This is a genomic window from Bacillus cereus group sp. BfR-BA-01330, from assembly GCF_022663885.1.
Lineage (GTDB): Bacteria > Bacillota > Bacilli > Bacillales > Bacillaceae_G > Bacillus_A > Bacillus_A cereus.
In genome coordinates this window covers 63,882-89,279 of sequence record NZ_JAKUGK010000009.1, presented here as the reverse complement: position 1 = coordinate 89,279, position 25,398 = coordinate 63,882, and the positions used below count along the sequence as shown (strand labels likewise).

The following is a 25,398-nucleotide window of genomic DNA, read 5'->3' as shown; positions in this document are numbered from 1 at the left end:
AGTGTAATAAACCCCTCTCCATATATGTGGAATTTTGTTGGACAACGTACATTATATAGTTTGTCTACATTTTATAGTATAGAGCACTTTTTACTATAAATGAAATGAGATGATTGTGTGCCTTTTATAAATAGGTTTACGACAACAGTACCTGGTGCCGTCACGTTTACTGGGAATACGCTGGGACTTAGCCCTACATCACCTGCACCAGGTAATATTTTTGGTACACTTGCTGTGTTTACGACAGTAAATACAGCATTGCAAGTACCAGGGTTCCCAGCAGGGACAACAGATGAATGGCAATTGAATTCTTCAAGTGCAATTTTAAATCTTCCAGCGGGAAGCAGTGTATTATATGCAGAATTAGTTTGGGCTGGTACTTTCCGGACTGATACGGAAGATGTGTTACCATTTTTAAATGATAACATTACATTTACAACGCCAGCAGGGACGTTTTCTGTTACGCCAGATCCTGCTACCGCGCAGCAAGGTTCAGTAGGAAATCAGTTTTATTATGCTCGCTCTGCCAATGTAACAAATCTTGTTAGTGCAGGTGGAGCAGGCACATATACAACGGGTGCTGTGCCAGCTGCAAGAACTTCAGCCGACCCAACAATCAGTCGTTCAGCTGGATGGACGCTTGAGGTTGTGTATCAAAATGCAAGTTTACCACTTCGAAATTTGTCAGTATATGCAGGTCAAGAAATTATCGATGCTTCATCCCCGCCAGTTGATGCTACAATTTCAGGTTTTGCTACGCCGGCAACAGGAGCTGTTACAGGAAGAGTGCTCGTAACTGCTCAAGAAGGTGATTCTAACATTGTTGGAGATCAACTTCGCTTTGGGCCGAATGCAAATGCTACAGTTGCATTATTCGGACCGAGAAATCCTGCGAATAATTTCTTTCAGTCACAAATTTGTAATGATAGTGGAAATTTAGATACGAGCGGCACGTTTGGAGATTTGAATCAGCCGTTAGGGGTAGCTTTGGCCGTCCGAAGACAAGGGTGGGATATTACGAATGTAGATGCCTCCTCATCTTTAGTAAACAGTCAAACATCAGCAACGGTTCGATTTGTTACAAATGGAGATGGATACGCAGCAGCTGGTTTTGGTGTTCAAATTGATGCAACAGGTCCAATTATTAATCCTGTTAAATCAGTTAATAGAACAGTCGCGGGGGTAGGGGATACTCTCACTTATACAATTACGGTCCCAAATACAGGAACAGGAAGTGCAGAAAACATTGTATTACGTGATAGTATTCCGAACGGAACGACGTTTGTTGCAGGTAGTGTTACGGTAGGGGGAGTAACACAGCCGAATGCAAACCCTGCTAATGGAATTAATTTAGGTACAATCCCAAATAACACGCAAAGAATTGTTACATTTCAAGTTCGAATAACATCATTCCCGAATCCCAATCCTATTTTAAATCGTGCAATGGTGTCATATCAATTCCGTCCCTTCGTTGGTAGTCCCCCTATTACAAGTACGTCTTCTTCAAACACAGTACAAACGACAGTGAACCAAGCAACTATTAGTATGCAAAAATCTGTAGATTTACAGACGGCAACACTTAATGATGTATTAACGTATACAGTTAATGTCACAAATAATGGAAACGTCACTGCGAACAATGTTATTTTTGTTGATAGTATCCCCGCTGGAACAACATTTGTCGCAAATAGCGTTACGGTAAATGGAGTAGCGCGTCCAGGAGCGAATCCAGCAAGTAGTATTAATCTTGGAAGTATTAATGCATCGCAAACGACTGTAGTGCGCTTTCAAGTTCGAGTAACATCGAACCCTCTTGTCAATCCAATTCCAAACCGTGCGAGTGTAACATTTAACTTTACTCCAGTGCCTGGTCAACAACCAGTTTCAGGGCAAGCGACAAGTAATACTGTAGTTACGACAATTAATATAGCTGATATAACAACGAGAAAAACAGTGGATAAAGCTTTTGCAACGGTTAACGACGTTCTTACGTACACGGTAACAATTCAAAATACAGGAAATGTACTTGCAACGAACGTTATTTTTCAAGATCCGATCCCAATTGGAACGACATTTATCGCAAATAGTGTGACTGTGGATGGGGTTTCACAACCTGGGGTAAATCCAGCGACTGGGTTTACAGTAGCTAATATATCTCCTGGCGGAAGTAGGACTGTTACATTTCAAGTACGAGTAACATCTACACCATCGGGAGGTACGATTGCGAATCGCGGAAATGTATCTGCTAATTTCGTCGTTATTCCGAATCAGCCACCGATAACAATTAATAGACAAACGAATACAGTTGTGACACAAGTTAATACAGGCGGTTTAAATGTAATAAAAGAAGTAAATACAACGCAAGCGGCGGTAGGGGATACTTTAACGTACACAATTGCCGTCCAAAATACAGGGAATGTTCCGTTAACAAATGTATTTTTCCAAGACCCTATTTCTTCTGCTGTTTCATTTGTTGCAAATTCTGTAACAATTAATGGAGTACAACAAAGTGGACTAAATCCGAATACAGGATTCTCTCTTCCGAATATTCCTGCGGCTCAAACGGTTGTAGTCACATTTGACGTAGTAATTGTACAGAATCCAGAAAATGAAGATATTTTAAATCAAGCAAATGTAACAGCAAGCTTTCAAGTGAATCCGAATGAACCACCAGTAACAATCAATGTACCGAGTAATGTTGTGAATACGACAGTACAATCAGGAAACTTTGAAGTTGTGAAAGCAGTCAATACGGATGTTGCAACAGTAGGGGATATTTTAGTATATACAATAGAAGTCATAAATGCAGGTAGTGTACCAGCTACGAATGTATTTTTCCAAGATTCAATTCCCCAAGGGACATTATTTATTGAAAATAGTGTAGTTGTGAATGGTGTTTTACAAGAAGGGGCAGATCCAGAACTTGGATTCCCATTAAATAATTTGCCTACTGGCGCCAGTGTTATTGTTACATTTGAAGTATTAATTGATGAAATTCCCCAAGGAAATAATGTTGTAAATAATGCGAATGTAACTGGAGATTTCCTTGTAAATCCAACAGAGCCGCCGATTACTGTAACAGTACCAAGTAATACTGTTATGACGATCGTGAATTCTTCAGGGTTAAATGTAATGAAAAGTGTAAGTGCTACTGAAGCCGGTGTAGGAGATACGTTAACGTATACAGTTCGTATACAAAATAGTGGAACGGTGACAGCGACAAATGTATCATTCCTTGATCCGATTCCAGTTGGAACCACTTTTGTAGCGAATAGTGTAACAATAAACGGGACACCTCAACCAGGTTTAAACCCGACAACTGGATTTCCACTTGCTAATATTCCAGTAGGAGGAATGGTGACGGTCACTTTTCAAGTGACAATCACGAGTGTACCACCAAATAGAGTTCTTCCGAATAATGCGAATGTCACTGCTGATTTCCAAGTAAGTCCTCTCCAGCCACCAATTACAATTGTAACGATTAGTAATATTGTTGTGACGCGAGTGAATGTAGGATCACTTAATGTAATGAAGAGTGTAAATACACTACAAGCCGGTGTAGGAGATACGTTAACGTATACGATTCTTATTCAAAATACAGGAACTGTTCCTGCAACGAATATTGTTTTTCAAGATCCAATTCCGTCTGGTACTGCCTTTGTAGCAAATAGTGTGACGATAAATGGAGTCGTACAGCAAGGCGCGGATCCTATGCTAGGTTTCCCGGTACCAAATATTCCGGTCGGGCAAACGGCTACGATTACGTTTCAAGTTACAGTGACGAGTGTTCCGAGCGGTGGAAATATAAGAAACCAATCGAACGTTACTGCAAGTTTTCTTATAAATCCAGCAAACCCTCCAATAACGACTGTTACAAATAGTAATTTTGTAGTGACGCAAGTAAACACAGCACAGTTAAATATACAAAAATCTTCATCTGTACAACAAGCAGCACTTGGAGAAACTTACACGTATTCTGTTGTCATTCGAAATAACGGTACAGTAACAGCAACGAATGTCTCTTTCCTTGATCCAATTGCTTTAGAAACAACTTTTGTAGCAAATAGTGTAACGATAAATGGAACGCCACAACCTGGATTTGACCCAAATGTTGGTTTCCCGCTTCCTAATATTGCAGCTGGAACATCATTGACAGTAACGTTCCAAGTTACGGTAGTTGCACCGTCTACACGTGGAGCAGTATTAAATACAGCATCTGCTACAGCCACTTTCTTATTAAATCCTTTACAGCCACCTGTAACAACAACGAATTCAAGTAATACAACGGTAGTTACAATACCGTTACCTCCTCCTGGTGAAGTAACTGCAACAAAAACAGTTGATGTTGCAACTGGGGCCGTTGGGGATGTATTAACGTATACTGTGCTCATTTCAAACGTAGGAATTATCCCTGTTACAGATGTGTTCTTCCAAGATGTCATACCAGAAGGAACGACGTTTGTTGACAATAGTGTAACGATAGGTGGAGTGCAGCAACTTGGTTTAAATCCAGAAATAGGATTTACAGTTACTCCATTATTAATCGCTGGTGGAAGTATTGAGGTCACATTCCAAGTGACGATTACAGAAATTCCAGATAATGAAGTCATATTAAATGATGCAGATGTTACATTTACTTCACAACCAAATCCGCAGGAACCACCGATTACGGAAACGATATTAACAAATTTAGTCGTTACGACAATTAATATAGCGTTTATTTTTCCATTGAAACTAGTAGATAAAGAAGTAGCGACGGTAGGAGAAATATTAACGTATGATGTATTGATTTTTAATTTCGGAACAGTGCCAGCGACGAATGTTCAATTTATCGATACTACTTCCGCGGGTGTAGCATTTGTACCAGGAAGTGTGAGCATAAACGGGGTACCAGCACCAGGATTAGATCCTTTCATTGGTTTTACAGTTCCAGATATACCTGTCGATGATTTTGTACTTGTCACATATCAGGAAGTGGTTACAAGCATACCAGAAGGTGGAACGATTGTTAATTTTGTAGACGTTACAGCTACATTTGCTGTAAGTGAAACAGAACCGCCTATTACGGAAACAACGACAAGTAATACGACATTAACAGAAATCAATGAGCCTGGTTTGAATGTTTTAAAATCAGTGAGTCAGCCGGTTGTTGCAGTAGGCGATACAATCACATATACAACAGTAGTTCAAAATACAGGAACAGTGCCAGCAACGAATGTTCAATATAGTGATGTATTACCTTCCTCTATAGCATTCGTGCCGAACAGTGTAACGATAGATGGTGTGTTACAACCTGGATTCAATCCGAATAACGGATTCCCGCTTCCAGATATAAATCCAGGTGAAAGTGTAGAAGTCATCTTCCAAGTAACCGTTGTTAGTGCGCCATCAAACGGAACAATTGCCAATACGGCAAATGTAACTGGAAGTTTTGTATTAGTACCAGGAGAACCACCAGTTATAGTAACAGAGCCGAGCAATACAACACTTACAACTGTAAATAGAGGGCAATTTAATGTTATTAAACAAGTAAATAGGGTTGCTACTCTCGTTGGAGATATATTAACGTATACGGTTCAAATAACAAATACAGGAACAGTAACAGCTAATGCTGTTCAGTTTGTTGATACCATTTCAGCAGGAGCGTCATTTGTACCAAATAGTGTAACGATAAATGGAGCCCCGCAACCAAACTTAAATCCGATTACTGGATTTGGAGTTGGAGATATCCCAGTTGGTGAAACAGTTATAGTGACGTTTCAAGCGACAGTTACAAACATCCCGTCATCAGGAACAATTACGAACGTTGCAAATATAACAGGAAGCTTTACTTTAGTGCCAGGAGAACCACCAGTTGTAGTAACAGAGCCGAGTAATACGACGATAACTAGAGTGAATAGAGGACGATTCAGCGTTATAAAATCTGTAAATAAAGAAGCGACACGATTAGGAGATACGTTAACGTATAGTGTGCAAGTTACAAATACGGGAACGGTAACAGCAACGAATGTTCAGTTTATCGATGTTCCATCACCTAGTTTAGAATTCGTTCCTGGAAGTGTACAAATAAATGGGATTTCGCAAGTAGGTTTAGATCCATTTGTAGGCTTTGCATTGCCTGATCTTGCAGTAGGGGATAGTGTATTAATTACATTTGAAGTAAATGTAATCGCAGTTCCGCCTTCTAGTAGCATTATGAATACAGCAAGAGTAACGGGTGATTTCGAATTGATTCCAGGAGAACCTCCGTCTACAATTACAAATTCAAGTAATACGACGGTTACGCCGGTAAATAGAGGCAGCTTAGATATGCTAAAAGAAGTAGACCATTCAGTTGTTGGTGTAGGAGAAACGGTAACGTATACTGTTCGTATATTAAATACTGGTACTGCTGATGCAATGAATGTTCAATTTATCGATGTGCTATCTCAGGAAGCTGATTTCGTTCCAAATAGTGTAACGATAAATGGGGTTCCGCAACCGGGGTTAAATCCGCAGATTGGATTTACGATACCTGATATACCAGTTGGTGAGACGGCACTTGTAACATATGAAGCTACGATTACAAGTTTTCCGGATGGTGGTACAGTAGTGAACGTTGCTGGGGCGTTAGCAGAATATATTTTAGTACCAGGGGAGCCGCCAGTTACAGTGATGGATACAAGCAATACAGTTATAGTGACGGTAAATACTGCAATCTTATTTGTTGCAAAAGGAGCAAACTTTGAAGTAGCAATGATAGGGGATGTTGTCACTTACGGAATCGCTGTTATAAATGATAGTACAGTTCCTGTGACCAATATTGTGTTAACAGATATCATTGATCCGAATACGCTATTTATAAATGGTACGGTAACGGTAAATGATGTACCTCTTCCATTTGCTAATCCGAATACTGGTATTCCGTTAGGTGATTTTCAGCCAAATGATGCAGCAATTATTAATTTCCAAGTTGTAATAATAGGAGGGCAAGTAAATAATTTAGTTACAAATACTGCTACAGCGAATGGGCTTGCAACTGTAAATCCGAATGAGCCGCCAGTAGTAGTTGAAGGTGATAGTAATACAGTTGTTATCCCGTTTATTCCTCAAAATGTCTCAACGACAGTCGTAAAAACGGCAGATTTACAGGTAGCAACAATTGGAGATGTCATTACGTTTACGACAGTCATCACAAATACGGGTGATACTGTAATGCAAAATATTCGTTTTCAAGATATGTTAGATAGTAGTGTTCGATTTGTTCCTGGAAGTGTAACGGTTGATAATACGCCAGTGCCGAATGTAAGCCCGGCAGTAGGGTTTCTTATCGGAAGTTTAAATCCTGGTGAAGCAAGGACAGTTTCGTTCCAAGTAGCAGTACAGAGCGCGCCAAATGGTTCAGGAAATTATATAAATCAAGCGAGTATTCGTTTTGAACATCAAGTAGGCACAGTATTGCCACCTGTTACACAAATAGTAGAAAGTAACATAGTTGTCATTCCATTTGTTCCAACGATTGAACAAATTTGCGAAACGAATCTTAATTGCTTAGGGAAAATTCCTTTTCAATGTTCTCCGTGTGATCATTTGCAAATAAAGAAAAAATAAATGAAGAAAGAGCATCCTGTAAGAGAAGGATGCTCTTTCTTCATTAATCATGTAGATTCTTTTTCGGGCGAGGTGAAAAATTCGTCGATTTTGTCGGAAAGTAGTAATGGAATAGCTCCTTTTATAACAGAAATGTCCCAGTCCCACCATGCAAGATTCTCTAGTTTGTCAATTGTTTCTTGCGGGAAACGATATCGAATAAATTTTGCTGGATTACCAGCCACAATTGCATATGGAGGGACGTCTTTTGTAACAACACTTTTTGCACCAATAATGGCACCGTTACCAATTGTAACACCAGATAAAATGCAGGATTGATAACCAATCCATACATCATTGCCAACTACGATATCACCTTTTGAAGAAGGGTGACCAGTAATATGTGCTCCTTCATCAAAAAGTGCATTAAATGGATAAGTCGTTATCCAGTCTGCGCGATGTTCACCGCCAAGTATGAAAACGACTTCTTCTGCTAATGAACAAAACTTACCTATTTTCAATTTTGTTTCATCGTTCCAAGAAAAAATGGTTGGCCCTACTTTACTATAAGTATAATCACCAATATCATATTTATTATATTCAGGTTTTTGATTTAAATATAACATGCTTCTTCAGCCTCCTTTCTCAATTAAGTGATACGTATGGAATATTATATGCAAGATGTAGTAATGTGAACTGTATTAATAGGTGAAATGAACAAAAGGGAGTGGGATGTATGCGATACGAAATGGGTTTATATAATAAACCGTTTCAGTCAATTCAATCAGGGGAAAAAGTATATGAAGTACGCCTATACGATAAAAAACGTCAACTAATAAACAAAGACGATGAAATCGTATTTACGAATCTTAAGACAACAGAAATGATGACGGTAAAAGTAACGGAAATAAAGCGATACGAGAGCTTTAAAGCTATATATGAACAAATCGATAAAAAATTATTGGATTGTGAAAATGATAGTTTAGAGGAAATGTTAGAAAGTACATACAAAATATATACGAAAGAACAAGAAAAAGAGTGGGGAACAGTTGCGATTCGTATTGAGGTAATAAAATGATAAGAAATCGCGGAGCCGCTATCATTGTACAGGAAGGAAAAATCGCTCTTATAAAACGTATTCGAGAAGAGGAAAGATATTATGTTTTTCCTGGCGGAGGGATTGAGGAAGGTGAAACGCCTGAAGAGGCAACGAAAAGAGAGGTATACGAAGAATTAGGGGTACATATACAAGTGGAGCACCTTATTGCAAAGGTAAAATATAAAGGAAATGAATATTATTATGCTGCCTATATTACAGGCGGAGTGTTCGGAAGCGGAACAGCTGAGGAATTTCAGCTGGAAGGTAGGGGAAATTATATTCCGTTATGGCTACCGATAAACGAGTTGGAAAAAGTGAATATAAAACCTTATGAAGTGGTCAGAAATATATTTAATCATTATAAAATATAACGTCTGACAACATACAAAAAAAACCATTGACATAGTCTTCTGATTTAAGTATTGTATTCGAGTATGTTTATAATCAGGAGGTTTATATGAGCAATCAAACTACTACACATCATGTGAAAATGACAACAGCGGATCCATCTGGAATTGGTCTATTTGGATTAGCGATGGTAACACTTGTAGCATCATCTCAAAAGTTAGGCTTAACAGATGGCGTTTCACTTGTATTACCGTGGGCAATCTTTTTAGGAGGATTTGCACAAATCTTTGCTTGCATTCATGATGCAAAGCATAACAATACATTCGGTACAACAGCATTCGGTGCGTACGGTCTATTTTGGCTAGGTGTTGGAATGACTTGGTTAATTCAACTTGGAGTATTTGGCGAAAAATTAGCACAAGCTGCAGATTCAAAACAGCTTGGTGTAGCCTTTATCGGATATTTGATTTTCACAATCTTTATGACAATTGGTGCAATGGAAACACATAAAGTATTATTTATGATTTTCGTCCTTATTGATTTCTTATTTATCGGTCTTTCATTAAGTACTTTAGGTGTTATGCCGCATGCAATGCATAATTTAGCAGCATATTCTGAACTTCTTATTTCATTATTATCTTTCTACGGTTCAGCAGCAGCAGTGTTAAATACACACTTCGGAAAAGTTGTTTTACCAGTAGGAAAGCCTTTTGGTATTTTTAAAAAATAATAAAAAAGCACAGATGATTGTATAGTCATCTGTGCTTTTTTATTTATTCCGCTCTTTGTGGGTTGTCTGAAAAAGCCTGATTGGTGAGGACTCATTAAACTTTCACTTTATCCCGCTATTTGCCGGGCAGTAAGCCCCCCCGCCTCAAAATTCAGCGGAAACAAAGAAGTTAGGTGGGGGATGAATACCCTCACTGATTAAAGTTTCACCTTATTTGAAATAAGTAATGTGAAATGTAAAAAAAGTAGAAAAAATCAATTGAAATTGATTCTCATTATTAATATAATGAGAATGAGAATCATTTATTGTTAGAGGGGGATGCCAAAGTGGCAAAAATTTTAATAGCTTATGCAAGTATGTCAGGAAATACAGAGAGTATTGCTGATTTAATTAAAGTTAGTTTAGATGCTTTTGATCATGAAGTAGTATTGCAAGAAATGGAAGGCATGGACGCTGAAGAATTATTAGCTTATGATGGAATCATTTTAGGATCTTATACGTGGGGCGATGGTGAATTACCATTTGAAGCGGAAGATTTTCATGATGACTTAGAAAATATAGATTTAGCTGGGAAAAAGGTAGCGGTATTCGGATCGGGTGATACGGCGTATGAACTGTTTTGTGAAGCGGTAACGATATTTGAAGAACGTCTTGTGGAACGCGGTGCAGAGCTTGTACAAGAAGGGCTGAAAATTGAATTAGCTCCAGAAGATGAAGAGGATGTTGAAAAATGCAGTAATTTTGCAATTGCATTTGCTGAGAAGTTCTAAGAATGGGAGTGTCAACGTGGAGACAATGTTAAGTGCAACTGCTATTACAAAGTTAAGAGATGGAAAACTGTTGTTAGCTACTACATATAATGGCTTATTTGTTGAACAAGACGGAGAATGGAAACGAATTTTAAATGGTTTTCAAAAACGAATTAGGGATTTACATAGCGAAGATAATGTAGTTTATGGTGTAGGTGACGAAGGGATTTTTATTCGCAGTATGAATGGTGGAGAGAACTGGACAATTCAGCGTTTTCCAACAAAAGCAACGAGTTGGAATGTATGTAGCAATGTACAAGGAACTGTTGTTGCTCATGGAGAAAAAACGCTGTATCTTTCTAATAATTTCGGTTTGACATGGGAAACTATTCATCCGTTTCTTGAGTATGGCAGTGCGGCACCGTCTATTCGATCATTATTTTTATATAAACATTACTTATTTATTGGTACGAAAATACATGCTAAATATGGTGGTGTTTGGCTCTTTGATTTGAAGACACGTAAATTAAAGAGGATTAAAATTGCGATGAATCAAATGATCTCCGCGTTGACTTTACACAATTCTTATTTAGTAGCGGCAAGTGGATCGTGCAAGGGAGTTAGCGGAAATATTTCTTATTGTAAAATAGATGAAAGTATTGCAAGTGAAAAAATATATTGGCATACATGTCAAAGTGAGCAGAAAGCAAGTAGTTATTTAGACTTAAGTGTAGATCAACATGTTTTATATACAACTTCAACGCAAAATAAGGCGGGGATTAGTAGTGTGTGCCGTGTGCTTCTTGAAGAAGGTATTGTTACAGTATGTGATTCAGTTAAAGGGCACGGATGGCGCATTGTTAATCAAAAAGATGGTTATGTAGTAGCCGGATCAGGTGAATTAAAAGCAATGCAGTGGGAACAAAAAATAATTTAAGAAAAAAACTTTACTTTTATTATATTGATATGATATAGTATATTTAAACCATTTTACTTTTAATAATATAGAGATTTAAATGAGCTGTAACTTCCGAGGAGGATAGCAATGTTAAATCTCCTCAGGGGTTGCAGTTTTTTAATATCTGGCTTATTATTGTAAGGTGGTTGAAAATGAATATGTACATATAGGTACATTGTAGGAGGATTTTTTTCATGCAAAACGGTAAAGTAAAATGGTTTAACTCAGAAAAAGGTTTCGGTTTCATCGAAGTTGAAGGCGGAGAAGACGTATTCGTTCATTTCTCAGCTATCCAAGGCGAAGGCTTCAAAACTTTAGAAGAAGGTCAAGAAGTTACTTTCGAAGTAGAACAAGGTAACCGTGGACCTCAAGCTACTAACGTAAACAAGAAGTAATTTTTGAAAAAAGAAGGGCTCGCCCTTCTTTTTTTTTGCATTTTTATAGATGTCCTCCTACTTACATATCATAACAAGACTGAATTTTCATTTATTTATTCGGAGTATTTTTGTATAAAGTACATGAATAAATAAATACTGAAAATAAAGTGTTTGTGTGAAAAGGAATTTAGAAAGAGGTAAATAAATTGAAAAACGCTACACATTTCATTGTGTTTGATATTGAAAGGAATTTCAGACCGTATAAATCAGAAGATCCATCAGAAATAGTTGATATCGGAGCTGTAAAAATAGAAATAGGTACAATGAAGATAATTGAAGAATTTTCGGAGTTAGTAAAACCAAGTGCACGATTAACTCGTCATACAACAAAATTAACCGGTATTACGAAAAAAGATTTAATGGGTGTAGAAAAATTCCCTCAAATTATAGAGAAATTTATTCAGTTCATCGGCGAAGGTTCTATATTTGTTTCATGGGGAAAAGAAGATTATCGCTTTCTATCTCATGATTGTACATTATATGGTGTTGAATGCCCAAGTATAGAAAAAGAAAATAGAATTGATTTGCAAAAATTTGTTTTCCAAGCATATGAGGAATTGTTTGAACATACGCCAAGTTTACACTTTGCGGTAGAACAGCTCGCTTTAACGTGGGAAGGAAAACAGCACCGTGCTTTAGCAGATGCTGAAAATACAGCAAATATACTTCTTAAAGTATATAGCGAGAGAGATATTAATAAGCGATACAAAAGACATGGTGAACTTGAACTTGTAAAAAACGGAAAACTAACAGAAAAAGCGAAAAAAAAGATGCGAAAATGGGTATTTAAAGAACTAAAGAAAAATACAGAACGCCCTTTTGAATGGAGTACATTTGAAAGTAGTGACACGTGGGAAAGTATAACGGAAAGATATTATATAAGTGAAAATACAGTAGAACTCCTGAAAAAACATTTTCGTACAGCAGTGAGAAAAGCGGAACGGCAGATTAGGTATTTGGCTGAGATGGAGGAGAATACAGAGGTTAAATGAATTTCTCCTCCACCTCTAACTACATACATGTAATAACAGCGTATTGATATTAAATAGGCATCAACTTGTTGTTGTGATTGTGCATTATAATTGCTTTGGGAGTGTTAAGACGTAATAAGAGCTTTAAACCGTATTAATAAAATAAATATATATATAAAGAAAAGAGTGTAGTTTAATGGAAACAATCTTTAACATTTTAACTGTTTTAGTTTTTGGGATAATATTTACCACACAATTAGCATTAACTACACTTTCTTTCATAGTAAAGAAGAATTGGAAAAAACTTAATATCTCTTTAAGTTGTGGTGTATTAAAGTTTAAAATAGAAGAGTAAGATTGAGCTTTGTACAAGGGAGGTGTGATAGTGGTAGACTTGGATATTAAAGATGTCACAGTAAAGATGGAATTAAACGGTGTCTTTTGGAATGAGGATCGGATTGCTGAAATGAAGGTGACTACAAAAGAAGAGCATTCTGTTATTCTTCGTCTAGTAGTTGATTTAGAAAGTAAAACTATTAGGGCGACGAGTGCGGAAATAGTGAATGGATTCTGCCCTCTGTGCAAACAGAAAAGGGACGAATGTAGTGAACTTAATGACTTGCAAAACAAAATGGAAATTTTAGAAGAAGCCTACGATTGGGTGAGAGAACATCCGGAATATCGTTTTCAATTATCTTTTTACGAGTACAATAAATTTGAGGTAGTAAAGTGAATTTGCATCTTAACAACTTATAGAAGGACTTGGTCAACTAGAAATATTGAAGTAGATATTTCTAATGGAAATAAGCTTGTATAACAAGGAAGGGATGTATTTGATTCTGCAACAAATGTCATCTTGCATCAAAAAAATTTGAAAATAAACATGTTTTATTATAAAGCAGAAAAATCGATTCTTAGTAGAATCGGTTTTTAATATAAACAAAAGAGCGCTTATTATAAGCGCCCAGTAACAACAGTTATATGGAAGTATTTATCCCGTAAAAGCCCGATTGGTGAGGGTTAATAATTAGTGGGGGATGAACAAAACCCCACTGATTAAAGTTTCACTTTATTCAATACCGCTCGGATCAAACGAATACTGCTGCTTATTCTCAATCCGCTCAATCACATCTTGCAGCTCATCTGGCTTCAGAAACTCAATAGGAGAGAAGCCTTTTTCAAATGTAAGTGTGTCTGCTTCAATCATAAGTACATATCGATCATTTACCTTCGCAATATGTATTTGATCCCCGAAATCAGCAAGCAGGGCCTTCACAGAGATATGATCTGCTTTTAGTTTTAATTCGACTTCAGGAGCATGCTCGACGATTTGAGCAGTTGCTTCCATTACTTCTTCGGTTGAAAATTGTTCCATAATTTCGCGTTTCGGACTGGCAGCCCATACTTCCATCGCTTGGTCGAATTGTTCGCGTTCTTCCGTACCTTCTTCAAATACATCTTCAATTTGGTCGTATACCATGTCCATTACTTGTGTTTTCATAATTTCAGGCATAGAGCGTTCGTATTCGACGAATTTTAAGAAGTCTTCAAAGTAGCGGGCATGTGATGCTTGGTGTATTTTTAGTTCGCCTACTTCAACCATACCTTCTTCAGGCATGTACGGATATTGGATAGATTTCATATTCTTTGTTGTGATGGCCATTTCAACGTTACGAATCAGTGTTGATTCATCAGAAATAGAAGCAACCTTTGGTTCAAAGTCGCATTTCATTACGAATACGAATGGATCATCAAAGTATTTGCGTAGTTTTGCCTGAGCAATTAAAAATACACCACCACGTACAGCGCTTGTGTCAAGATATGTATAAACGAGAGGTTCGCTCATATCTTTAAAGTTTTCTTTTGTTTCTGCAAAGCGAATACGATTAAAAAGGTTGTAATGAGGGTTTGAATCAAGTTCGTGCCCTTCTTCTACAATAAAGCGACCAATTTTTGTTGGGGCTTGTTCTGTTTTTGCATGACGTTCTACTTTTCGCTTCGATATTTTTAATAACTCACCATTCAAAAATTCTTTTAAGGAACTATCTTCATATTCTTCAGCGTCTAAAGTTTGAAAATGTTTGTAGCGTTTATCAACTGCTTCACCTTTTCCTTCTACTTGTACAACATAAAAGGAAAGATAATTTATTTCAAAATCCATATTTATCACCTTGTTTCATTTCATTAACTCTTATCAGTATAGAGATGGAAAAAACTTTCGTCAATTTATATAAGGAAGGGGAAGCCCCTTCCTTTATATAATCTTTATTTTCTCGATTAAAATCCGTCTTCTAATGCTGCGAATGGAATGTTTAGTCTGTTTTCTACTGTGCGTAAACGTTGGTTTAAGCGGTTTAGTCTACGTGTATGGCGCTCAACTGTATTTTCTAGTTGACGAACTCTTTGTTCAAGCTCATTTACGCGTCTTTCTAATTGACGATTTCCAGTGCCAGGAAAAGAGATTGGAAGTTGGAATTGTCTATTTTGGTCATATGGATTCGTGTGCTCTGCTTGATCTATATAAGATTGATATTGTGTTTGTAAGTCATACTGTGGTTGTTGGTACGCATATTGATTATATGGATCATATGGATTGTAGGGATACATAATAACATCCTCCATTTCTTTAAAATAGGTTGAATTCACCATAATGTATGTGCAAAAGCGGAGTGGTGGCACGGCAAATACCTATTTATGTTGACGGGATTTCTCTTTATCCCGCTATTTGCTGGGCAATAAGACCCCCATGTCAAAATTCAGCAGAAACAAAGAAGGTCGGGATGCCCGTAAAACCCCCACTGATTACAGTTTCACTTTATAAAAAATAGCTTGAGGGTTTTTGATTTGTATTTCTTTTACTTAATGGTATATACTGGATAAAAGAGAGTTTACATAAAAGTTACAATTCTATCAAACTCAAACTTTTATGTAAATATGTATAGACATTTATAAAAGAAAAGAGTAATTTATATAGAGTGAAAAATAACTTGTAACATTTTATAAACATATTGTAAAATGATTGTAACAAAACATACATGAAAATGAAATAAATACATAATAGTGATGTTGGGGAAAGGGAGAGAGTATATTGTTCCGTAAAGTAAAGGGTATATTGGTTGGGGTGTTATGTGTAGCTATAATGAGTGGCTGTGGTGCAAAAGTAAGTGATGTTGCATTGGTAAGTGATATTGGTGGGCATACTGTAGAGGCTAAAGCAGAAGTGCAGGATACTATTAGTTTAGTTGATGGTCGAACTGGTACTGAAGTGAAAAAATTAGATTTATCTAGTTTAGGCTATTTTGAAGATGAAGCGAAATTTAAAAAGTCTGTAACAAAGGTTGTTGGTGAGGTTGGAAAAAGCGTCGACAAAAAAATGGTTCCTTCACGTATAGCACCTGATGGAAGTTGGCAAGAAGGAAAACCTTCTTATGAATTAATGGAAAAAGAATTAGTAGATAAATTGTTAAATGTTGGTATGTGGGATGCTACGTATCAGTTGCCGATCGTGGAGAAAAAACCAGTCGCAACATTAAGTGATGCGCAAGGAAATGGTACGGTAATTGGTAGATATGAAACGAACTTAGGTGGTTCAACAGGTGGCCGTATTGAGAATATTCGTTTGTCAGCAGCGAGCATAAATGGAGTTGTGTTAGCAAAAGGAGACCGTTTCTCTTTTAATTCATTAATCGGTGATACAACACCAGATAAAGGATATCAATTAGGGAAAGAAATAGTTGATGGTAAATTAGTAGATGGATATGGCGGTGGTGTTTGTCAAACATCTTCAACTTTATACAATGCAGCAGATCAAGCTGGTCTGAAAATGGTGGAGAGAACTACACATTCTAAAACGGTAGGTTATGTTCCACAAGGAAGAGATGCTACAATTGCATATCCATACTTAGATTTAGTATTTGAAAATACGAATGATGCACCTGTGAAGCTTTATATGGGCATTCAGGGTGGAAAGCTAGTTGCTGAAGTACATAAAATGAGATAAGAGTTAAAAAGCCACCTTTTCTAAAAGTTAGAAAAGGTGGCTTTTTATTATGAAAATAAAAATGTATGTAAATTCTGACTTTTCTTATTTACATAGGATGATTTTAGTTGTATCCTTCATAGTAACGGTTATATGTAATGGGAAAATATAGGGATAAGGAGATGAAGTTATTCATGGTAAAAATTCATCCGAAAACACGTATTGGTCATGTTGAATTTAAAGTGAAAGATTTAGAGCGTCAAATTGCTTTTTATGAGAATGTTGTAGGATTAGAGGTAATTAAGCAAGAGGGGAATAAAGCATATTTATCTGGAAAAGGTGGAAAGAATGCGTTACTTGTTCTTGAAAAGTTAGAGGACGGGGTACTGCAAGAACCGCGTACGACTGGTATATATCATGTAGCCTTTTTAGTTCCGACTCGTGAAGCTTTTGCTTCTGCGCTATTTGGGGTTCTTCGTAATAAGAATGTAATTGACAGCCCGGCTGAGCAAGAAGGGCGTTATACATATTCAAATGAAATTTTACCAATTTCAAGGTTTAATAGTGCAAGTGATCATACATATAGCGAAGCTTTTTATTTGCAAGATTTAGAGGGGAATGGTATTGAAATTTATGCAGACCGTCCGCGCGATCGATGGGGAGAAGGGCCAGGAGGAAGTACACCACTTGATTTAAAAGAATTGGCAACATTCGTTGATTATGAGTTTGATGGTTTGCCTGCTAATACTGTCGTTGGGCACGTACATTTACGAATAGCTGATGTAGAGAAATCACATGAATTTTATGTGGAAACAGTAGGTTTTGAAGTACAACAGCGTGAAGAGGATTGCTTATTTATTTCAGCAGGGGGATATCATCACCATATTGGTGCAAATACGTGGAACGGAGTAAACAATCCACACCCACCAGTACATGCAACTGGGCTAAAGGTGTATACGATTGTACTACCGTATAAAGAAGCGTTAGATGAAGTGAAAGAAAGATTAATAGAAAAACAACATGAAATAAATGAAACTACAAATGGGTTTGTGGTGGTAGATCCAAGTGGTATTACAGTGCAGTTTGAAATAGAAGCAGTGTAAAATAAGCGAGAAAGTGTATAATCACTTTCTCGCTTATTTGTGATCATTCATAGCTCAATCCAATATCTTCTTACTACATTCCCATCTTCCTCAGTGAAATCATCATCACGAAGCCCGCCGTTATGTAAAATCGTTTTTTCAGAAGCGGTATTCACTGCGTCGCAAACGACAAGTACTTTCGTGATGTCTAATTCCTTCGTTTTTTCTAATGATAATGCTAGTAACTTCGTAGCATAACCTTTTCTTCTTTCAGAAGGGCGAATGCCATAACCAATATGACCGCCAGCGTTAAATAAATGTTCGGTTAAACTATGACGTATATTAACAGCTCCCACAATTTTATTTTCATCTGTAACAAGCCAATATGTAGAGTCTGGTACCCAAGTTTCAGGGATATTTATTCCGTTATGCGCATCGAGAAGTTCTTGAACCATAGCTGGGAAGTTGGCAGGATTTTTTGAGATAACCCACGGGATCATTGTTTCACCGCTATCTTTCCATTCGTTATAGAAATCTAAGTATTCTTCTTGTAAATCAGTAGTAGGTGTAAGTAACGAGACGTTCATTGTTAGTAAGCTCCTTTATTTATGTATTTTTTATAAAAAATTATGAAACAAAATGAAAGCGTTTTCTAAAATTTATCAACCTAATTTCATGCAATCCACCTTTGGTTTTTTAGAAAATTAGTGAAGGTTTAAAATCATGAGTTATTTATTTTATGTTAATATTTAAAATATTAACATAAAACAGTCGGAGTATTAAGTGTATTTTAGTGGTATTCTTTCATGGTGATAAATGGATGTTTGTGATAATTTTTGTTTTATCTATCTATAATGAATGAAAGGGGGAAGTGCCCGTGAGTGTAGATTTTGATTTTATTATACGAATCGGTGTTGCTGGCTTGTTAGGAGCAATGATTGGTATTGAAAGAGAAATTCGATCGAAAGAAGCTGGATTAAAGACTCATTTCCTCGTAGCGGTAGGAAGTGCGTTAATAATGGTTGTTTCGAAATATGCCTTTTCAGATATTGTGTATGAAGAGCATACGTCTCTAGACCCAAGTCGGATTGCAGCACAAGTCGTTAGTGGAGTTGGTTTTTTAGGTGCAGGCACAATTATTATTCAAAAGCAGGCGGTGAAAGGATTAACGACCGCGGCTGGTTTATGGGCTACTGCCGGTATAGGATTAGCAATTGGAGCGGGAATGTATGTAGTAGGCATTGGAGCGACGATCCTCGTTTTAATTGGTTTAGAAATTGTAAGTCGTATTTTTAAGGTGCAATTTCTATTTCCACAAAATATAACAGTGCAAATGTTTGTAAATAAACATGAAGCGATACAACAAATATTAGAAACACTACAAGTGAAAGGCATCCCAATACTCTCATATGAGGTGGAAGCTTCACAGCAAGGTACAGAAACTGTTTATAAGGTAGGAATGCAGCTGAAAAATATATCGTCAGAAGAAAAGAATGAGTTTATTCAGCATATGCAAACATTACCGGAAGTTACGTTTATAAAGTTAAAATCATAGTGTTGAAAACGAGGATAGATGTAGCAGAAATTTTGCTATTATCTATCTTTTTTTGATCTAAAATGCACGGAAAGTCAAGCGTTAATTTTACATGAAATGAATATATGTGTGAACGTTACCTTATTTTTTCTCAATACAGGACAAAAAGTAAAAATAGTAAAATAATGGAGCGGGACACTAAAAATGTAAGGTAGGGGAGAGCATGAAAAGCTATTCAAAGAAAATGTTAGTAGGGGTAAGTTTTGCTAGTTTAATGTTAGGGAGTTTTCAAGGGGTCAGTTTGGCAGAAGATACTAAGGGAGAGCAAGTTTCTTATCGAAATGTGCTCAAAATGGAGCCAGTCGGTGTACAACTACCAGTACAAGAATTAGCTCATTCATCGAAAGTGCTCGAAAGCAAGTCTTTTGAGAAAAGGCTACAATTTGCCGATTTATCACAAAGACCACCTGAGGTGAAAAAAGAAAGTAAGCAATTAGCTGTAGCGAAAACTTATACAATTGCTGAATTAAATCAATTAAGCAATCAGCAGTTAGTAGATTTACTTGTAACAATTGATTGGGAGCAAATTACGGGGCTATTTCAGTTTAATACAGACAGTCTAGCATTCTATCAAAATGATAGTAGGATGCAGGCGATTATTGATAAATTGAAGCAGCAAGGACAAGCCTATACGAAGGATGATTCAAAAGGGATTGAGACATTAGTGGAGGTATTGCGTTCAGGATTTTATTTAGGATTTTATAATTCGGAACTTAGTAAATTAAATGAACGGAGTTATCATGATAAATGCTTACCTGCATTAAAAGCGATAGCTAACAATTCAAATTTCAAGCTGGGTACATTAGAGCAAAATAGAGTGGTATCATCATACGGAAAGTTAATAGGAAACGCTTCGAGTGATGTGGAAACGATAACATCAGCTGCAAAGATTTTTAAACAATATAATGATAATTTTTCTACATTAGTAGATAATCTTTCAGCTGGAAATGCTATTTACGATATTATGCAAGGTGTTGATTACGACATTCAATCGTATTTGTACGATACGAGGAAAGCACCGAAAGATACAGTATGGTATCAGAAAATAGATAGTTATATTAATGAACTAAGTCGTTTTGCATTAATGGGAACGATTACAGCAAAAAACGGTTGGCTTATTAATAATGGCATTTATTATACAGGTAGACTCGGTACATTCCATAGTACAGGAACGAAAGGGTTACAAGTTGTAACAGATGCGATGAAAATTTATCCGTATTTAGGGGAGCAATATTTCGTAGCTGCTGAGCAAATCGCAACGAATTATGGCGGAAAAGATGCAAATGGTAAAGTGGTGAATTTAGATCAAATAAGAGAAGATGGAAAGAAAAAATATTTGCCAAAAACGTATACGTTTGATGATGGGGCAATTGTTTTAAAAGCTGGAGATAAAGTGACAGAAGAAAAAGTAAAACGTTTATATTGGGCGGCAAAAGAAGTGAAGGCACAATTCCATCGTACGGTTGAAAGTGATCAACCTTTAGAAAAAGGAAATCCTGATGATGTACTAACGATGGTTATTTATAATAGCCCAGCAGAATATCAATTTAATCGTCAATTGTACGGTTATGAAACGAATAACGGTGGTCTTTATATAGAAGGAACAGGTACGTTCTTTACTTATGAGCGTACGCCAGAAGAAAGTATTTATAGTTTAGAAGAATTATTCAGACACGAGTTCACGCATTATTTACAAGGCAGATATGAAGTACCAGGGTTATGGGGACAAGGGAAAATATATGAAAATGAAAGATTATCTTGGTTTGAAGAAGGGAATGCTGAATTTTTTGCAGGGGCAACGAGAACGGATAATGTTGTACCGAGAAAGAGTATTATAGGAGGATTATCTTCAAATCCAGCAGAGCGTTATACGGCAGAGCGAACGTTAAATGCAAAGTATGGAACGTGGGATTTCTATAATTATTCCTTTGCTTTACAATCGTATATGTACAATAAGAGATATGATATGTTCGATAAAATACATGATCTTATTAGGAAAAATGATGTAACAGCATATGATGCATATCGCTCTACATTAAGTAAAGATGCGAATTTAAATAAAGAATATCAAGACTATATGCAAATGCTAGTTGATAATCGTGAGAAGTATAATGTGCCATTAGTATCAGACGATTATTTAGCGAATCATGCATCGAAGCCAGTTTCAGATATTGCAGCAGAAATAACAGCGGAAGCAAAATTGAAAAATGTATCAGTGAAGAAAAATAAATCACAGTTCTTTAATACATTCACACTACAAGGAACATATACAGGAACTGCAGCAAAAGGAGAATATGAAGATTGGAAAACAATTACACAAAACGTTAATGATACGTTAAAACGTTTAAGTGTAAAGGAATGGACAGGCTATAAAACAGTAACAGCATACTTCGTAAATTATCGCGTGAATGCATCAGGACAATTTGAATATGATGTTGTGTTCCATGGTATTGATACGGAAGAAGGGGCAGAGAATAAAGCACCAGTTGCGGTTATAAACGGTCCGTATAGTGGAAATGTAAATGAAGCAATTTCATTTACAAGCAACGGATCAAAAGATGAAGATGGGAAAATTATTTCATATAAATGGGAGTTTGGTGATGGAGCAGTAAGTAATGAGCAAAATCCAACTCACGTATATACAAAAGAAGGAGCGTATACGGCTAAATTAACAGTAACAGACGATAAAGGAGCAACTAATACTGCTACAGCGACTGTAACTGTTCAAAAGAAAGAAGATAACAGTGTAGAAAAAGAACCGAATAACTCATTCCAAACAGCAAACAAACTGCAGTTAAATCAAGTTTTACATGCTAGTTTAGGAAATGGCGATACAAGTGACTTCTTTGAAATTAATGTGGAGAATGCTAAAAACCTTCAAATTAACGTAACGAATGAAAATAATATCGGAATGAACTGGGTACTTTATTCTGAAGCAGATTTAAATAATTATGTTACGTATGCTCAGCAACAAGGGAATAAACTAGTAGGTAGTTACTACACGTATCCAGGGAAGTATTATTTACATGTGTATCAGTATGGTGGTGGAACAGGGAATTATACGGTGGAAGTGAAGTAGTAAAAAGGGAGTTGTCTTTTTCAATGAATGGCACAAGGTCTGTACTTTAATGAAAAAACAACTGCAGGAAATGTCCCTAATGATAATAACAAATTAAGTATCGCGAGATATTATATTTACATTAAACAAATCTAATCAGTAAATGAGATAAAATCGATGAACTAGTATTTCATCACGATGTAAGAAAAGTTATAAATATTAAGTGTTTTTAATTGAATTAAACTAAAGGATCAGAGTATATCTGTAACAATAGATATACTCTGATCCTTTTATGTAATTAACTAAATAGAAAATTGTTATCACGTTAGCAAGGGATACTAATAGAAAAACGTGTCCCTTTACCTAATTCACTCTCTATCTCTATATCTCCGTTTAATTCTCTAATAATACTATAAGCAATCATAGTACCAAGCCCAGTTCCTTTTTCTGTTGTTGAATAGAATGGCAAAGCAATTCGTTTTATTTGTTGAGATGACATCCCAATTCCTGAATCAATAATATCAATTATGATATTTTCTTTTACTTTTTGTATATTTATTTGTAATAATCCACCATTTTTCATAGCCTCAATTCCGTTTTGGATGATGTTGTTTAGACAGAGTTTGAATTTTTCGGGGTCCCCATTTATATAAAAGGAATCTGTACTATTTTGTTTGATTTCAACTTTGTATGACAGAGCGAGTGGTGAAATAGTATCTTTCACCTGATTTAAAATGTGATTAATATCTATTTTCTCTTTTAGGGTGTTCTGTGGTTTGGTTAAAGATAAATAGTTATTAATAGTAGATTGTATTTGCTGCATTTCAATTAACATGATTTCTAAGTATTGCTCCTGAGATAGCTTAGAGGCATGTTTTTCATTTAATAATTGAGTGAATCCATGTACCGTGGTTAGTGGGTTGTGGATTTCGTGTGCAATTGACGCTGCTAGTTCGCTAGCTATATAAAATTTTTCAGCCCGTTGCAGTTTTTCTTTCATTTTATATTTCTCAATCATTTCCTCTATAAAATAAACTGATAATAATACTGTGAAAATATTAATGACTATATAATTTAATAAAAATTCTATGAGAGTAGAGTCTATTTTACCTCCTGTATTTATTTGAGTTACAATACCGCAAATAGAAAGTGAAGCTGTACATACTAAAATAAGAAGTAAGCTTAATAATATCTTTTTTTCTTTAAAATACATAGGTAATAAGTAACGAAAGAGCATTGTTATACCCAAAATAATAGTGAAGATAATAAATGATGGAAGAACGCCATTTCCGCCTAAGTAAAACCGGTAAGAAAGATATAAAATTCCTATAAAAACAATGTTTTTTGTATTTCCATATAGAAAAACTAATATAATAGGAATAAAACGTAAATCATAAATAAATCCCACATGTAAATGAAAAGGAAAAGTCATACAAAAAATAATAGCAATGGAGGAAAGGATAGAAAATAACATATTATTACATGTTATTTTTTCTTTAAACTCTAGCCAGAGTACGTGATAGCTAAGGATACAAATTATTATAATAAAGGTATTTAATAAAAGAGTAGAAATTCCCATAGTTTTGCATCTCCGATAGTTTGTAAGTAGAATTATGTATGAGTTGGACAAAGATGTTTAGTATTAGTAGACTTTTTATCTAAAAAGGAAGGGTACTTGAAAAGTGCTGTTATATTACTCGTATTAAAATCGATAAGGAAAATAGAAAAAATAATAGATAAAAAATCTATTTAAATTCATGTGCATATGAAATTATAAACTAACTTTTGTATAGGTAAAATTGGGATTGAGTTACTGATAAAATAAGGTTCTTTAAGTATGAATATTCTGTGAAAATGATATGTGTGGTGACTCCTATTTTGTAGCCTTCGTTATATTAACATGGAATATATCAAATTACAAAGTGAAATTTTAGAAAAATTTTATTAGTACATTTTATCTGAAATAGAAATGCTATTTATTTGAGTATTTTGGTACTTCCTCGTATAAAACTTTATTAGAAAAAGATTTTAAAATTTATAAGTTTTTTATGAAGTGTAATATTGTAGCTTTATCTATGTGGCTTTCTCAATAACTATTAAGGCGGAAAGTTAAAATATATAGGTTTATAGATATGAATTATTACATAAAAACGCACTTAAAAAGGATGTATGATGGTAATAGAATACAAACATCAAGGGGGAACTTAAAATGAAGTTAAATAAACTAGTGCTTAGTTGTGGAGTAGTTTCAGCATTAACACTTGGTGTGTTAGGGAATAATACTTATGCTGAAGAAGTACACAAAACGAATGATCCAATTCATGTAGTTGAACATGTTTCTGCAGACTTATTATTAACCCAAACAATGGATTATAGTGGCGAGGCTGTAACTTCTTTCGTATATGATGGGAGTACTGACTTAAGCTTTTCTATGAAAAATAATGGTCAAAATACAATGGGATATAGTGTAAAAGGTCCAAATACAGAGCTAATTGTTGGTGGTTATATAAAACCTGGAGAACAACAAATTAATGTTACAAATGTACGGAATGCTTTATCTCCATTGCCGAATGGAACATATAAAATTTACGTTTCAAATGATGATGGTTCTAAGGGGCAATTCCAAGTTTCAGTAAGATCTATGAATTAAATTTAAAACGCTTTGTTTTTAAGTTAATTTAATCTTTACTTATTGGAAAGAAGCTAAAGTGAATTGAGAATTACCGATAAAAATGAAAACGAGCACCTTATCTAATTGTGAGAGGGTGTTCGTTTTTTGCTATTAAACAGAAAATAATTATAAATATATTTTGATATTCCCATT

19 protein-coding genes are annotated in these 25,398 nt (G+C 35.7%); 14 read left to right on the top strand and 5 right to left on the bottom strand.

The genetic code is table 11. The annotated features are described in order from the left end of the window. Positions 1-117 precede the first annotated feature (117 nt). Positions 118-7,590 carry a DUF7507 domain-containing protein gene (locus MR112_RS23830; RefSeq protein WP_242245509.1) on the top strand — a complete coding sequence of 2,491 codons (7,473 nt, stop codon included), beginning with the start codon at positions 118-120 and terminating at the stop codon, positions 7,588-7,590. 47 nt (positions 7,591-7,637) lie between these two features. On the opposite strand, the gene MR112_RS23825 is transcribed toward MR112_RS23830, so the two are convergent. Next, positions 7,638-8,195 carry a CatB-related O-acetyltransferase gene (locus MR112_RS23825; RefSeq protein WP_000966302.1) on the bottom strand — a complete coding sequence of 186 codons (558 nt, stop codon included), beginning with the start codon at positions 8,193-8,195 and terminating at the stop codon, positions 7,638-7,640. Positions 8,196-8,305: 110 nt separating this feature from the next. Between MR112_RS23825 and MR112_RS23820 the strand changes: the two genes are divergently transcribed. The 8 genes from MR112_RS23820 to MR112_RS23785 all read left to right on the top strand — a co-directional run bounded on the left by MR112_RS23820 (position 8,306) and on the right by MR112_RS23785 (position 13,594). Continuing rightward, positions 8,306-8,647, top strand: a complete 342-nt coding sequence (locus MR112_RS23820) for an ASCH domain-containing protein (RefSeq protein ID WP_001268345.1) — start codon at positions 8,306-8,308, stop codon at positions 8,645-8,647. After that, a complete protein-coding gene (locus MR112_RS23815) occupies positions 8,644-9,039 on the top strand; it encodes an NUDIX hydrolase (RefSeq protein WP_000620822.1) in 396 nt (131 codons plus the stop codon). Before MR112_RS23820 ends, MR112_RS23815 begins: the two co-directional genes overlap by 4 nt. Positions 9,040-9,125: 86 nt before the next feature. Next, positions 9,126-9,746, top strand: a complete 621-nt coding sequence (locus MR112_RS23810; protein WP_000070938.1) for an acetate uptake transporter — start codon at positions 9,126-9,128, stop codon at positions 9,744-9,746. A 326-nt stretch (positions 9,747-10,072) separates the two neighbouring features. Beyond that, positions 10,073-10,516, top strand: coding sequence for a flavodoxin (locus tag MR112_RS23805; protein ID WP_001062752.1), 444 nt, complete (start codon positions 10,073-10,075; stop codon positions 10,514-10,516). A gap of 16 nt (positions 10,517-10,532) precedes the next feature. Then, positions 10,533-11,432, top strand: coding sequence for a WD40/YVTN/BNR-like repeat-containing protein (locus MR112_RS23800; RefSeq protein WP_000449496.1), 900 nt, complete (start codon positions 10,533-10,535; stop codon positions 11,430-11,432). 215 nt (positions 11,433-11,647) lie between these two features. Further along, the gene (gene cspB, locus MR112_RS23795) at positions 11,648-11,848 is read left to right on the top strand and encodes a cold shock-like protein CspB (protein ID WP_001179150.1); all 201 of its coding nucleotides are present in this window, start codon (positions 11,648-11,650) and stop codon (positions 11,846-11,848) included. Positions 11,849-12,036: 188 nt separating this feature from the next. Next, positions 12,037-12,882 carry an exonuclease gene (locus MR112_RS23790; RefSeq protein ID WP_000786414.1) on the top strand — a complete coding sequence of 282 codons (846 nt, stop codon included), beginning with the start codon at positions 12,037-12,039 and terminating at the stop codon, positions 12,880-12,882. A gap of 364 nt (positions 12,883-13,246) precedes the next feature. After that, positions 13,247-13,594, top strand: a complete 348-nt coding sequence (locus tag MR112_RS23785; protein ID WP_000227983.1) for a hypothetical protein — start codon at positions 13,247-13,249, stop codon at positions 13,592-13,594. A 336-nt stretch (positions 13,595-13,930) separates the two neighbouring features. On the opposite strand, the gene MR112_RS23780 is transcribed toward MR112_RS23785, so the two are convergent. Both MR112_RS23780 and MR112_RS23775 read right to left on the bottom strand, forming a co-directional pair. Continuing rightward, the gene (locus MR112_RS23780; protein ID WP_000345046.1) at positions 13,931-15,022 is read right to left on the bottom strand and encodes a DUF3900 domain-containing protein; all 1,092 of its coding nucleotides are present in this window, start codon (positions 15,020-15,022) and stop codon (positions 13,931-13,933) included. Positions 15,023-15,138: 116 nt separating this feature from the next. Beyond that, on the bottom strand, positions 15,139-15,468 hold the full coding sequence (locus MR112_RS23775) for a hypothetical protein (RefSeq protein ID WP_000283715.1): 330 nt from the start codon (positions 15,466-15,468) through the stop codon (positions 15,139-15,141). A gap of 481 nt (positions 15,469-15,949) precedes the next feature. Here MR112_RS23775 and MR112_RS23770 point away from each other — a divergent pair, with 481 nt between their 5' ends. Beyond that, entirely contained in the window at positions 15,950-16,861 is a 912-nt protein-coding gene (locus MR112_RS23770; RefSeq protein ID WP_000488973.1) for a VanW family protein, read from the top strand. Between the two features lie 137 nt (positions 16,862-16,998). Continuing rightward, on the top strand, positions 16,999-17,943 hold the full coding sequence (locus tag MR112_RS23765) for a VOC family protein (protein ID WP_139256967.1): 945 nt from the start codon (positions 16,999-17,001) through the stop codon (positions 17,941-17,943). A gap of 47 nt (positions 17,944-17,990) precedes the next feature. On the opposite strand, the gene MR112_RS23760 is transcribed toward MR112_RS23765, so the two are convergent. After that, positions 17,991-18,509 carry a GNAT family N-acetyltransferase gene (locus MR112_RS23760; RefSeq protein ID WP_001103118.1) on the bottom strand — a complete coding sequence of 173 codons (519 nt, stop codon included), beginning with the start codon at positions 18,507-18,509 and terminating at the stop codon, positions 17,991-17,993. A gap of 290 nt (positions 18,510-18,799) precedes the next feature. On the opposite strand from MR112_RS23760, the gene MR112_RS23755 reads away from it, so the two are divergent. Beyond that, on the top strand, positions 18,800-19,477 hold the full coding sequence (locus MR112_RS23755) for an MgtC/SapB family protein (protein ID WP_000109728.1): 678 nt from the start codon (positions 18,800-18,802) through the stop codon (positions 19,475-19,477). A 202-nt stretch (positions 19,478-19,679) separates the two neighbouring features. Next, a complete protein-coding gene (gene colA / locus MR112_RS23750) occupies positions 19,680-22,595 on the top strand; it encodes a collagenase ColA (protein ID WP_078187639.1) in 2,916 nt (971 codons plus the stop codon). A gap of 304 nt (positions 22,596-22,899) precedes the next feature. On the opposite strand, the gene MR112_RS23745 is transcribed toward colA, so the two are convergent. Beyond that, positions 22,900-24,153, bottom strand: coding sequence for a sensor histidine kinase (locus MR112_RS23745; protein WP_000513034.1), 1,254 nt, complete (start codon positions 24,151-24,153; stop codon positions 22,900-22,902). Between the two features lie 630 nt (positions 24,154-24,783). On the opposite strand from MR112_RS23745, the gene MR112_RS23740 reads away from it, so the two are divergent. After that, positions 24,784-25,224, top strand: a complete 441-nt coding sequence (locus MR112_RS23740) for a hypothetical protein (RefSeq protein WP_000773522.1) — start codon at positions 24,784-24,786, stop codon at positions 25,222-25,224. Positions 25,225-25,398: the final 174 nt, after the last annotated feature.